We start from the raw sequence: 12,927 nt of genomic DNA on the forward strand, positions 1-12,927 counted from the left end.
GGGGCTGTTTGTGGGGGGGTTGGGGGGGTGGCGTGTATTATTGGGGGACAATCGCCGGTTCGCCCCCAATAGGGGCAGCTACCCGGCTATTCTCCCTAGTTATTTACAACCTAGGCAGCTATCCCCAAATTTTCGCGGGAAGTTAACCCCGGATTTTCGGGGCAGTTGCACGAGTGACCGATTTCAACCCGGATTCTGGGCTGGTGCCGAACGCTGATTTCCTAAACTCGCAGATAGACGCGATTTTAGCCTAGGGGAGTTGGCTCTGGGCAAGGCGAAATCGGTCATTCGTGCCACACAGGCCGGGTCTGAGGTCTATCCCGACCCCGACCGCACCGGCCTTGTGACCCCGGCGACCCGGCCCCAAAACCCCGCGCGGGGAAATCGGTAAGATAAAACGTAAGGGATAAAACGGCTCAGGGGAGGCCCGGTGCAAAACAAACAAACAATGACCGCGAGGGTCGCGCTGGCAACGCTGGTGGCGCTTGCCGCCACCGGACTGGCGGCGTGTTCCAGCCCCGCAACCTCGGACCAAAGCCTTAATAAACCCGGGACCTCGACCGATACCCTAATCAACGCGGCGGCGAGCGAGCCGGAGCGATCCTTGATTCCGGCCGATTCCTCCTATTCCGCAGGAGACACGTACGCCACCCTGCTGTTTTCCGGCCTGTCATATCTGAACCCGGACGGAACCATTGCAAACGAGCTGGCCACCGCGGTGGTGCCGAACCCAGACTGCACGGAGTACGACATCCAGATACGCCCGGGCGAAGTGTTTTCCGACGGCACCAAGCTGAAAGCTGACAATTTCATCCGGGCATGGAACGATGCCGCCAGGGCCTCGAATCGGCGCCGGAAAGCGGGGCTGTTTGAGCCTATCGAGGGCTTTTCCGCCACCACAAACCAAGACCTGACCGGCCTGCAGCGCCTGAGCGACACGCATTTCAAAGTCCACCTGACCCAGCCGACCTGCGATTTTCCGATGCGGTTGACCGACCCGGCGTTCGTGCCGCTGCCGGATTCCGCATTTGACGCGGCGGGCAACGTAACCTCGGGATTCGGGGAAAACCCTTACGGTTACGGGCCATATATGCTGGCTCGCGAGGGCGCTTGGGAACACGGCATTCAGCTGACTTTGGTGCCGAACACGCGCTATCACGGGCCACGCCTTGCCCAGAATGCCGGAATAACTTTCAAGTTCTACCACGACCCGGACCAAGCCTATGAGGACCTGACCAGCGGCGCTTTGGACATTGACGAGGAACTGCCCGACAGCGCGAAAGACAGTTTCACCGAACAGCTCGGCGACCGCACGCTCACGGTGTCCTCGGCGCACGTGAAGTTCCTGGCCATCCCCTCCAGCGGGCATTTCGCCCTAAACACCGATGAGGGGCGGTTGCGCCGAGCCGCCGTGTCCCAAGCCATCAACCGCGAGGACATCGTCAAACGTTTCTTTAACGGCACCAGGCAGGTCGCCACCGATTTCGTGACCCCCACGATTGCTGGTCACACCGCGAAACTTCCCGGCAGCGAGGTGCTGACCTACCGGCCCGATGTCGCCCGCAGCTTGTGGGACCAAGCGAACCAGATTTCGCCCTGGCCAGAAGGGGAAACCTTTACCATCGCCCGGCCCGATAACGGGTTGAATGCCTGGATTGACGTGGCTTTGGGGACCATCGGCTCGACTTTGGGGATTCGTACCGCGGGCAAATCATATCTCGATCAGCGCGCCATAGATATGGCCGTGACCCGCGGCGATATCGACTTGGCTTTCCTGGTGGATTGGCAGTCGCCCTATCCGGGGATGCATTCCTACCTGCAGCCGTGTTTTGCTACCGGGGGGTATGCCAACAATGTCGGGTATTCCTCCCCGGATTTTGACGCGGTTCTAAACCACGCTCGCGGGGTGAGCGAGGACGCGGCGGCTAACCGCGAATATCAGCGCGCCGAGGCGATATTGCTGCGTGACCTGCCGGTTTTGCCGCTGTGGCACGCGAAGTCCCTGATTGGGTGGTCCCCGCAGGTCAAGGACGTGGAGCCGAATTGGCGGGGCAGCGTGCAGTATTGGAAAGTCGCCCAGAATTAGGCTCTGGAGCCGCGCCGAAAGGTGTCAAACAAGTGGCATAATCTTAGGTCAGGGGATAGACTAAAGGCTGACTAATCGTGACTTCAAGGAGGGACTCGGGCTATGGGCCGTGGCCGCCAGAAAGCTAAGCAGCAAAAGGTCGCACGCCGACTGAAATATGAGAGCCCGGAAATGGATCTCGAGGCGCTGCAGCGGGAACTATCAGGTAAGTCCGGTGAGGATTCGTGGGACGATGATCCCTACGCCAAATATGCTGAGCCCGATTACGACAAGTGGGCTGATTACGCTGATGATGACCAAGATGATGGCGGAGACGCCGCGTGAAGCCGGGGTTGCCCATCTTCGGTAATGCTGCAATGACCTGTTCCGCTGACTTGGCTCGACACGACTCTGACGATAAACCGCACGATGAGTGCGGTGTTTTTGGTGTCTGGGCTCCGGGCGAGGACGTGGCGCGCCTGACCTATTTCGGCATTTACGCCCTGCAGCATCGCGGTCAGGAATCCGCTGGTATCGCCGCTTCGGACGGGTCCAAGATTTTGGTTTACAAGGACATGGGATTGGTTTCTCAGGTGTTCAAAGACCGGGACTTGGCCTCCCTGCAAGGTCACCTCGCGTTGGGTCACGTCCGCTATTCGACTGCCGGGATGTCCTCTTGGCAAAACGCCCAGCCCACGCTGGGACCCACCGCTTTCGGCACTCTCGCGATGGCGCACAACGGGAACCTGGTGAACACCCGAGGCCTGCTGGAAGAGCTGCTGCCCGCGGAAGGGAAACCGGCCGGGAAGCCCGCCGCTGACGCAGCAACCACCCGCGCCGGCCTTGTGAACCCCCCCGATAAACCCGTCACCCGCCCTTTTGCGTCCCGTAAACCCGCGGAATCGGCTGCCCAAACCGTCGCTGACGTGAAAGAGCAAAAGGCTCACGGCCTGCAGGATTCCTCGTCAGACACGATGCTGCTGATGAAGCTCATTAACTCCGTTTCCACCCAGGCCGTTTCAATTGGGGGCGAGCCGCCGCTGCTGAGTGTCATGCGGGAAATCCTGCCGAAGCTGGACGGCGCGTATTCCCTGGCGTTCATTGACGAAACCACGCTTTACGCGGCACGCGATCCGCAGGGGATTCGGCCCCTGGTGCTGGGACGGCTGTCAAACGGGTGGGTGGTCGCCTCCGAAACCGCCGCCCTGGACATCGTTGGCGCGACCTTCGTGCGCGAAATCGCGCCCGGCGAGCTAATCGCTATCAATGAAAACGGGGTACATTCTGAGACTTTTGCCCCGGCTCGGCCCGCGGGCTGCGTGTTTGAATACGTGTACCTGGCCCGCCCGGACACCACGATTGCGCGACGCTCCATCGCCGCCGCGCGCCGCTGCATGGGGGCCGCCCTAGCTCGCGAACATCCGGTCGAGGCCGACCTGGTCATGGCGACCCCGGATTCCGGGACGCCGGCCGCCATCGGCTACGCCGAGGAATCCGGGATTCCGTTCGGACAAGGTCTGGTGAAAAACGCCTACGTGGGCCGGACTTTCATCCAGCCGACCCAGGCCATGCGCCAGATGGGCATTCGCCTGAAACTCAACCCGCTGCGTTCCGTCATTGAGGGCAAGCGCCTGATTGTGGTGGACGATTCCATCGTCCGGGGCAACACGCAGCGGGCCGTCATCCAGATGCTGCGCGCGGCCGGCGCCGCCGAGGTCCACGTGCGGATTTCCAGCCCACCGGTCATGTGGCCGTGCTACTACGGGATTGATTTTGCCACCCGCGCCGAGCTCATCGCCACCGGCATGGATATTCCCGAAATTTGCCGTTCTATCGGGGCGGATACCTTGGGCTACCTGTCCTACGAGTCTATGGTCGAGGCTACCGGCCAGCCCGAAAATGAGCTGTGTACCGCGTGCTTCTCCGGGCGTTACCCCACCCGTTTGGCGGACCTGGAGACCGCGGGAGCTCTCCCGCTGGGATTGACCTACTGCGGGGGAAAGGAGTGACCGGCATGAATACTGACTTGAGTTCAGACGCGAATTCTGGCGGGTTTTCCGGGGAAGTTTCAGGGATTAATCCAGGCAAGCATCGGGCCGATATTTCGGCCGAAAGTGCCGCCAGCTCGGATAACTGTGCTAACGCCTACGCGCGCGCCGGAGTGGACACCCAGGCCGGCGACCGGGCGGTGGAACTGATGAAAACTGCGGTGCAAGCCACCCAAGGGCCGGAAGTTTTGGGCGGCACCGGCGGGTTTGCGGGCCTTTATGATGCCACGGCCGCGGGGTTGAACGCCATGCGCCGCCCGCTGTTGGCAACGTCTACGGACGGGGTCGGCACCAAGATTGAGCTGGCCAAAGCACTGCGGATTTATGACACCATCGGTCAAGACCTGGTGGGAATGGTCGTTGACGACCTCACCCCGGCGGGGGTGCGGCCCTTGTTCATGACCGATTACATTGCCTGCGGCCGGGTCGTCCCCCAGATGATTGCGGCCGTGGTCGAAGGCATCGCCCGGGCTTGTCAGGCGGTGGATTGCGCGCTGGTGGCGGGCGAGACGGCCGAACACCCCGGAGTGCTGGGAACTGAAGATTTTGATGTGGCCGGGGCGGCAACCGGGATTGTGGATGCGCCTCGATTGCTTGGACCCCAGCGGGTTTGTGCCGGAGACCTGGTGGTCGGTTTTGCTTCCAGCGGCTTGCATTCCAACGGGTATTCCCTGGTACGCCGGATTGTGGCTGACGCGCGGGTGGATTGGAATTCCTCGATTCCCCAGTCCTACGGGGTGACGGCTCCCAGCGGTTCGCCTTTTGCTGAAGCTGCTGATTATTCTGTGGGCTTGGCCTGCCTGGAACCGACCCGGCTGTATTCCCAGCTGTGTTTGGAACTGGAGAATTCGGGCTGGCTCGCCGCTCGCCAAGCCGGCGATTTTGCCGGGGAACTGGACGGAAACCGGGTCCACGCGTTTGCTCATGTGACCGGAGGCGGTTTGGCCGCGAATCTGTGCCGGGTTATTCCCGCCGGCCTGCACGCGGTGGTGGACCGTTCAACTTGGCAGGTGCCGGGGATTTTCCGCTACCTGATGGATTTGGGCGGGGTGGACGTGACCAGTGCCGAGGACACCTGGAACCTCGGAGTAGGCATGGCGGCTATCGTGCATCCTGATTTCGTGCCAGCCACCATCATGGCTGCACAGGTAGCCGGCATGGAGGCTTTTGTCATGGGACGTGTCAGCGATGGTGTTCCCGCAGGTGAACGCCAGATTTCGGGGACTAAAGGGGTTGCTGGAGGAACTGTAGCCATGCTCGGTGAATACCGGTTTTAAGCCCGGGCTACCTGGGATGGCGTAGATATAGGGGGAATATAGCCCGATTGCTGCCATTATTGGCAGCTACTCGGCATATCTCCCCCTTTATCGACAACAAACGTGATTACCGGTGGCGACGGCGCAGCTTTGCCAGCAACAAAACGCCAGCTACTACCCCCGCCGCGATACCCAGTTTCTTTTGCGAATCCACGTCGCCCTCTACCGCATCAGTGAAGGTCGACTTGGCTTGCTGCGCAAAATCCTGGGCTTTGGCTTTGGCTTCCTTGACCTGATTGGCCGGACGAAGCCGATTCACCAGCTGGTCTACGGTCTGACCCATGTCGGAGCGGGCGGCATCAATCTGACGCTCGATTTCCTCCGGGCTGCCGTTAAACTCTGTTTTCTCTGCGGGGTTTTCGCTCATTTTTCCGCTCCTAAATCCGGGTGCTTGATGGCGGCCTTCAGGGTTTCTACATCCTTCTTGACGTGCTTTTGAGGTTCGGGGATGTTGTCTTTGGCGCGTTTTGCTGCGGACAGCCCAATCAGGGCCAAAATCACAGTCAGTACCAGCAAAACTGCCGCGGTGAGCAAAGCGCCCCACGCAGCTAAACCGGTCAGCGCCGTAAACCCATAGAACATAGCTTTGATCAGGTAACCCAGCATGAACAGGGCAAACACACCGGCACCGGCCAACAATCCCGCTGCCAAACCGAACCGGGACCCGGCTGCTTTGGCTTGGGCTTTCATCAACGCGACCTCAGCCCTGAACAGGTCAGAAACCTGGGTGGAAAACCGCGCAAACAGCGCCCCCAGCGATAATTTCGGTTCTTCTATAGCCATAAGGGCCTCCTCGTCAACGTCACTTAAAACCTAGTTTACTATTTTCACAAAATCCGCGTTTAGGAAGCCAGAGTCGCCATCAGCGCCGGGGTCCGCACAGTTTTGCGAACCGGCCACGATGCCGCCAAAACTGCCAAAATGACAGCCGCCGCAACGAAACCGAGCTGGCCCAGCACCGGAATTCCCCATGCGCTCAGCCCAAAGTCACGCAGCATCCAACGCCACAGCATTCCGATGACCAGTCCGGAAATCCATCCCAGCCCCGCACCCAGCAACGCCAGGAAAAATGCTTCCCAACGCAGCGAAGCCCGCACTTCCCGCGGGGTTAGCCCCAGCACCCGCAGCAGGGCGAAAATTTGCCGCCGTTCTATCATCGCCAGCGCCAAAGTGTTCACAATCCCCAGAATGGCGATGACGACGGACAGTCCGAGTAGCGCGTACATCAGCCACAGTACCTGTGTGGTGGTTTGCGACAGGGCGTGAGACAACTCAACCGGGGTATAGACCCGGTAAACATAGAACTGATTCAGGCTGTGCTGTATCTGGTTTTGAATCTCACGGATTTCAGACGGGGCGGCCGCGGCGTTTTCACTCTTTAGGTTCACAAAAATGTACTGGAAAGCGAGGGATTCTGGGGCTGCCGCCTGGCGCAGATACAGCGGATCGAGGAAAATCGCCGCGTCCAGCAGGGTGGAATGCACTATCCCGGCGACTTTGGTGGAATAAATCCCGCGGGGACCCGTCACTGTAATCGCATCCCCCACTTTCCACCCTTCCCGGGCGGCATCACGGGCGTTCACCAGGGCTCGGCCGTTCGCCAAGCCCTTCACGTCACCGGTCTTAACCTGCAGGGAGACCAGGTTGTCGGCTTGGTCCGCGGTGATGCCGGCGACAGTGAGGGACCGCGTGGGATCTTGGTCGAGCCGCACCAGCATCGGGGCGCTAAAGATGTCGGCGTCTGCGGAGCGTACCCCGTCCACTTTTCGCAGCGCCGAGACGGCTTTCTCCACGTTCGTGGAGGGCTGCAGCGAGGCTACGACCAGGTCAGATTGAACTTCCTGGGTCACCCCGGACTGCAGGGACTTGCGGGCGGAATCAGCCAGGATTCCGCCGGTGGTGGCGATGGCTATGCCAAGGACCAGGGCGGCGGCTCCCAGGGAGGTGCGGCGCGGGTAGCGGCGCAGGTTGCGCAGCGCCAACAGCGCCGGTAAGCGCTGCCCGCGCCTAAATAAGGCGGAAAAAAACCACAGGAACGGTCGCAGCAAGACCGGGGTCAGACACAGCACGCCAGACAACCCCAACAGCGTTGCCGCCATGCCCAGCACTGCCGCCTGCGTCCCCACTTCTGACCGAGACGCTTCCAACAATGCCACCGCGCCGAGGCCAATGGCCACGACCAGGACTAACAGCCCAAAAATCGTGACTCCGCGCCGGCGTCCTTCCGGGACGGGAGCGCTGGCAGCCAAAGCATCCAGCGGGGTCATGCGTCCGGCTCGCCAAGCCGGAATGAAACAGGCCACCACGGTAATGAAAACCCCCAGCGCCACTATCGTCAGGGCCCTCCAGAGCCCCAACGGCACACCGGAAGTAAACACCCACCCTTGTGCAGTGAGAACCTGGCGGATTCCCACCACCAGAGCCAACCCCACTCCTTCGCCCAAAACGGACCCAATCAGCCCAATCAGCAGGGCTTCGCCGACCACCAGCATCCGCAGCGCGTGAGGGGTGTAGCCGGAAGTGCGCAGCATTCCGAGCATTCGATAGCGGGAGGCGACCAGAATCCCGAAAGTGTTGGCAATCAGGAAAGCGCCCGCCAGAAGCGCCAGCGCCACAAACGCCAGGGCCAGCAGGTTCACCAGACTGACCGTGCGAGCCACCGCCGCGGACTGTTGGGCGCGTAGCGCGGCCCCCGTCAGGATGACCGCATCGGGACCGACCGCGTCTTGGACGCGTTCCTTGACATTGTCCGGGTCGGCCGCGGGCGCCACGTGGATGCCGATGAGCTTGATTTTGCCGGTAGGAGAAAACCAGGTTTTTGCGTCCTTACCGTCCACGAAAGCCAAGGTGGCGGTGCCGAGCGGGTCTTTGAACTGGGCTAGGCCCACGACTTTCAGCCGGTGGGTGGCTCCGCCCCAAATCAGGGTGGCGGTTTGGTCGGTTTTCAGTCCGGCGCGCCGGGCCGTGCTGAGTTCCAGCATGACCTCTTTCGGTCCTTGCGGCAGGCGTCCCGCCGCGACTTCCGGTCCTGGCGGATAGGGAAAAGCGCCGCGCACCAGAGTCGGGGTGAGCCCGATTGAGACGGGGTGTTTCGCCTGGTCCAGCAGGACTGCCTGGCCCTCATATTGGGGAACCGCGTGGGCGACCCCGTCGGCCGCTTCGATAATTGGCACAAGTTCATCGCTGACGCTGCCGCTCGCTGCCAAGTCTGGCGTGGCAGCGTCTTTCGTGGGTGGTGCCACGGCATAGAGGTCTCCGGAGAGCGTTGCCGTCACGGAAGACTTGGCCGCGTCAGTCATCAGGTCGGTTATCCCCAAAGTGGCGGTCAGGAACGTTACGCCCAGCACTACGGCAAACACGGTGGGGAAAAAGCGGGAGCCGCGGCGGGTCATTTCGCGCCAAATGAGTTTCCACATGGCGTTTACCGGCCTTTAGAGGGGTATTTCAAGGAAGGAGTGCGCAAGTTCGGGGGGACGGTTTCCGCTGGGTCCGCGCCGGGGACGGGGACAACTGGGGTGTCCGGGGTTGCCGAGCCGGGGGTGCGCCCCAGGTTTCGCAAATCGTCTTGCAGAGTCGCCGAACGGGCTTCTGCCTGGGCTAACATGGCGTCTGCGCGGGCGATGAGCAGTTCTTGGTCGGGAGTTTTCCCGCGGCTGGGCAAGCTCGGATTTCCACCGTAAGGGGTTGACGAGGCCGCGGTGTCGCGAGGGGTTCGTGCTCCAAGTGCCGATTCCGAAGGGCGCGAGTCGTGCGGCGCGGCGGTTTCCTGCAGGGTTTCCGTGGCGTCGTTGATGGCTGCGCCCGAAGCGGCCAAGAGTTTTTCCGCCTGTTCAATCATGGCTAGCAGCTCGTTCTTGCCTTCGGCTTCGGCCAAGTGGGGGTCGACGGCGGGGCGGCGCGGCCGGCGCGGCCTTTCGCGGGTCGGTACGGGTTCCGGTTGCGGTTCGGGTTCTGGTTCTGGCTCGGCGAAAAATTCCGGTTGCGGTTCGGGTTCGGCAGCCGGGACTTCGGTCGAGGACATCGTGTCTGATTGCGCGGCAACTGACTCAGGGAACTGCGGATGTGGCGAATCAGGCTCGGCGGATTCCGCCGGGACCGTTTCGGGGGTAAACGCCTCGGACAAAATCCGGGACGAAGCCGAACTGGGCACCAACGTGGGGGGATTATCCGCCCAAGCGTCCGTGGTCGGCGGCACGACCGGCGCGGCCGCATCCGGGGGAGGGACCGGTGTCGGAGCAGTTGGTGCGGGCTTCTTCGCAGCGATACCGCCCAAAATCGGACGGCGCGACAAGGGGGGTGTCCCCGAGTCCCCTGCACCGCTAACGGTAGGCGCGGGCTTGTCCGTAAACTCGAACGGATTGAACCCGGTATCACCGTAATCTGTGGGGTCAGAATCCTGTGCGGTGTCGTAACTGTCGCCAGCCGACTCGGCAGACCCGGCAATCACGGAATCAAAGGTGGCGTTGTGTTCGCCCGCCGCTGCGGAGTTCCAGCCCGTATCAGAGCTGGCAAAGCCGGAAGCGAGCGGTTTACCCAATAAATCATTAGTGTCGTCCGGGGAATCGGGGCGCGCCACGGACATACTGGGCCACTTGAAATCGCCACGAGCCAGGGAATCTGCCAGTTCGTTCGGCTCGGGGTTTGCCTCGGCGATGCCGAGGTTTGCAAAAGTGAGGGCAGTATCGCGTTGGCGACGCGCCGGGGGAGGAGGCGCGGGGGCAGGTGTCGGGCTGGATTCGGGGGCGGTATGCCCGACTGGGAACGCGCTTTGTAAGTACGGGGAGATGGAGGAAGGCTGCGTGTCCGGTGCCGATTTTGGCAAAACTGCGGCTTCCTCTGCGGGCGATTCTGCCTGTTCAGAGTCGGTTTCCTCTTCAATTTTTGGCAAACTCATGACGGCGGTTAGATCCTTTTCCAACGCCTCGGGATCAACGTCACGTAGAGACTGGGGCGCGCCCCGCTGTCCCGCGCGTTTCCGCGCTTGCCGCACATCGCCGAGATTTTGCTCCGCTTCGAGGATGGTTTCGCGGGTCGGGTTCTCCAGTTGGCCAACGATTTGGCCGTCAAACAGGAACAGTACCCGGTCTGCGTATTTCGCGGCGTCCGGTTCGTGGGTGACCATGATGACTGACTGCCCCCAGTCGCGCGCGGCCGCCCGCAGGAACGAAAGAACCTGTGCTGATGAAGCCGAATCGAGGTTTCCGGTCGGCTCATCAGCGAAAACGACCTCCGGGGCGGTCAGCAACGCGCGCGCGCAAGCCACCTTTTGCTGTTGCCCTCCGCTCAGCTCGGAGGGGAAGGCACCCAGCCGGGATTCCATATCCAGCTCTTTGACCAGCGCTTTTAGCCGGCGTCGATCCGGAGATTGGCGGCGCGCCATCGCTGACAACTCGATATTTTCCGCAACGTTCAACGTGGGCACCAAGTTAAACGACTGAAAAATAAACCCGATTTTGTCGCGGCGAAACCGGGTCAACTCTGCGGCATTCAGCTGAGACAGGTCACGTCCGGCAACCTTGACCGTCCCGGATTGAAACGAATCCAGCCCTGCCAAAATGTGCAGCAAAGAGGATTTCCCGGACCCGGAAGGCCCCATAATGGCGGTGAACTGGGCGCGGGGAAAATCAACGTCCACGTTATCCAAAGCTGTGACAGCGCGCTCCGTATCGGCCTGACCATAAATTTTAGTCAGACCGCGGACGCTGATGAGAGGATTTGAGACCGGAGAAAGCGTGGTGGAAAATCTCGGTGATGCCGCAGCTGTTTGATTGACCAAGTTTCGCCTCCTTTCTCTGCATTCTTTCATATTTGCCGCCAGGGTGCCGGTTTCCACGCCCGAAGGAAGTTCAACTCAATACCAACGGTTGATGCGCTGCCAGCGGGCGGGCGGAGGGCAGAGCCATACGGTCTTGATACGATTTTACAAAATGGCATGAACTGGGAAAAAGTCCCACGCGGTAACGAAAAATGGTCGGACAATGTTTTTTCACGGTTTGTGCGGTGCAGTCTACAATGGCAGGATGCCTGGAAAAGCACGAAAACCCGTTCCTGCGCCCCTGATTTTCTTTACCGAGGGCGTCATTCAGTATGTGGGGGCTGGCTTCGCGGTGACGCTGTTTGCCCTGATGGGGACGTTAACCGTGGCTTGGTTGCGGACTGTCTTTGCGGCAATAATTCTGTTGGCGTGGCGCCGACCCTGGGGTGCCCGGGCGTTCACTCGCAGCGGCTATGTGTGGTCCTGCCTGTTTGGAACCGCCCTGGTCTGTATGAATATGACATTTTACGAGGCAATTGCGCGGCTTCCCTTGGGGACTACCGTCTCCGTAGAGTTCCTGGGGCCGGTCATTTTTGCAGCTATCGGTATCTCCGGCTGGCTGGGCAAGTTCTCGGTCCTGTTGGCATTCTCCGGCGTAGTCATGATTGGCGGGCTGGGCCTGGATATGAGCAATCCGACTGACCGGATGGGCCTTTTTTGGGCGCTGGTCGCCGGGGGAATGTGGGTCGCCTACATGGCTTTGGGCCGCAAAGTTGCGGTTTTGGGTCGCGGCATCGATTCCTTGTCCGTAGCCCTGGCCTTCGGTTCTTGCCTGCAGCTGCCCCTGGCCTGGCCTGACATCCACGTTGTGTTCACCTCGTGGTACGTTTTCGGCCTGGCCCTGCTGATGAGCATGTGTTCCTCTTTTGTGCCTTACATCCTGGAACTGGTGGTGCTGCGCGATGTTTCCGCCGCTATTTTCGCGCTGCTCTCAGCGTTGTTGCCGGTAACGTCCCTGTTGGTGGGGGTGATTATGCTGCGGCAGTTTCCGAGCTGGCCAGAAGTGGCCGGCCTGATTTTGGTATCGGTAGCGGTGGCGATGACCTATCGGCGCGACCCCGCCGATCCAGCCGCCCCCACCCCTGCTGAACAGACGGACTAAACTAGGCTTATGACCGGATTCTCACAGCGTTTGCAAGCCCTCTCCCAGCGGGTCGCCGCGGCGGCCGCGGCCGCGGGACGCGATGGCGAGTCAATCCGAATCCTTCCGGTCAGCAAAACCCACCCGGTTGCGGACCTGCGCGAAGCTCTCGCCGCAGGAGTGAGCGAATTCGGGGAAAACAAACCCCAGGAACTGGCCGCGAAAGCTGCGGAACTCGGCGCGAACCTGGGCTTGGGCGCTGACGGGAACGAGGCAAGTCCCCGCTGGATCCAAATCGGCAACCTCCAGCGCAACAAAGCGAAACTCATCGTTGCAAACGGTGCGGAACTGCAATCCTTAGATTCCGCGAAACTGGCACAAACCCTGAACCGGCTACTTGACCAGGCGGGACGGACCCTGGAAGTCATGATTGAAGTCAACACTTCCGGTGAGGACGCGAAACACGGGATTGCGCCCGAAGAAACCCTGGAGCTGGCGCGGGGGGGGAATTACCAACCCCGCCGGCACCCCAAACGCGTGTTGTCAGTGGGCGGGCCCCGGGATGAGGTGGGCGGGGGGGGGGGTTTTGGGATGTTTTGCCC

The 12,927-nt window shown here is 61.2% G+C and carries 10 protein-coding genes; 6 read left to right on the forward strand and 4 right to left on the reverse strand.

Annotation, left to right across the window (positions count from 1 at the left end):
* Nucleotides 1–448: 448 nt before the first annotated feature.
* The 4 genes from SPI05_RS07720 to purM all read left to right on the forward strand — a co-directional run bounded on the left by SPI05_RS07720 (nt 449) and on the right by purM (nt 5,390).
* Nucleotides 449–2,086 carry an ABC transporter substrate-binding protein gene (locus tag SPI05_RS07720; protein WP_321077550.1) on the forward strand — a complete coding sequence of 546 codons (1,638 nt, stop codon included), beginning with the start codon at nt 449–451 and terminating at the stop codon, nt 2,084–2,086.
* Nucleotides 2,087–2,188: 102 nt separating this feature from the next.
* Nucleotides 2,189–2,410 carry a DUF3073 domain-containing protein gene (locus tag SPI05_RS07725; RefSeq protein ID WP_295028679.1) on the forward strand — a complete coding sequence of 74 codons (222 nt, stop codon included), beginning with the start codon at nt 2,189–2,191 and terminating at the stop codon, nt 2,408–2,410.
* 32 nt (nt 2,411–2,442) lie between these two features.
* Nucleotides 2,443–4,074 carry an amidophosphoribosyltransferase gene (purF, locus tag SPI05_RS07730; protein ID WP_321077551.1) on the forward strand — a complete coding sequence of 544 codons (1,632 nt, stop codon included), beginning with the start codon at nt 2,443–2,445 and terminating at the stop codon, nt 4,072–4,074.
* Between the two features lie 5 nt (nt 4,075–4,079).
* The gene (gene purM / locus SPI05_RS07735; RefSeq protein ID WP_321077552.1) at nt 4,080–5,390 is read left to right on the forward strand and encodes a phosphoribosylformylglycinamidine cyclo-ligase; all 1,311 of its coding nucleotides are present in this window, start codon (nt 4,080–4,082) and stop codon (nt 5,388–5,390) included.
* A 106-nt stretch (nt 5,391–5,496) separates the two neighbouring features.
* Here the strand turns inward: purM and SPI05_RS07740 are convergent, their stop codons facing one another.
* From SPI05_RS07740 to SPI05_RS07755, 4 genes are read right to left on the reverse strand one after another with little or no spacing between them, the layout of a single operon-like run.
* Nucleotides 5,497–5,796: a DUF3618 domain-containing protein gene (locus tag SPI05_RS07740; protein ID WP_321077553.1), complete on the reverse strand. Its 300-nt coding sequence runs from the start codon at nt 5,794–5,796 to the stop codon at nt 5,497–5,499.
* The gene (locus tag SPI05_RS07745; RefSeq protein ID WP_321077554.1) at nt 5,793–6,212 is read right to left on the reverse strand and encodes a phage holin family protein; all 420 of its coding nucleotides are present in this window, start codon (nt 6,210–6,212) and stop codon (nt 5,793–5,795) included. Before SPI05_RS07745 ends, SPI05_RS07740 begins: the two co-directional genes overlap by 4 nt.
* A 59-nt stretch (nt 6,213–6,271) precedes the next feature.
* Nucleotides 6,272–8,845, reverse strand: a complete 2,574-nt coding sequence (locus tag SPI05_RS07750) for an FtsX-like permease family protein (protein WP_321077555.1) — start codon at nt 8,843–8,845, stop codon at nt 6,272–6,274.
* A 5-nt stretch (nt 8,846–8,850) separates the two neighbouring features.
* Nucleotides 8,851–11,205, reverse strand: a complete 2,355-nt coding sequence (locus SPI05_RS07755) for an ABC transporter ATP-binding protein (RefSeq protein WP_321077556.1) — start codon at nt 11,203–11,205, stop codon at nt 8,851–8,853.
* 244 nt (nt 11,206–11,449) lie between these two features.
* Between SPI05_RS07755 and SPI05_RS07760 the strand changes: the two genes are divergently transcribed.
* Both SPI05_RS07760 and SPI05_RS07765 read left to right on the forward strand, forming a co-directional pair.
* Nucleotides 11,450–12,346, forward strand: a complete 897-nt coding sequence (locus SPI05_RS07760; protein WP_321077557.1) for an EamA family transporter — start codon at nt 11,450–11,452, stop codon at nt 12,344–12,346.
* Nucleotides 12,347–12,355: 9 nt separating this feature from the next.
* Nucleotides 12,356–12,927 (forward strand): alanine racemase (locus tag SPI05_RS07765; protein ID WP_321077558.1); only part of this gene is annotated, 572 nt, incomplete at its 3' end.

The sequence above is a fragment of the Mobiluncus sp. genome, from assembly GCF_034180645.1.
GTDB lineage: Bacteria > Actinomycetota > Actinomycetes > Actinomycetales > Actinomycetaceae > Mobiluncus.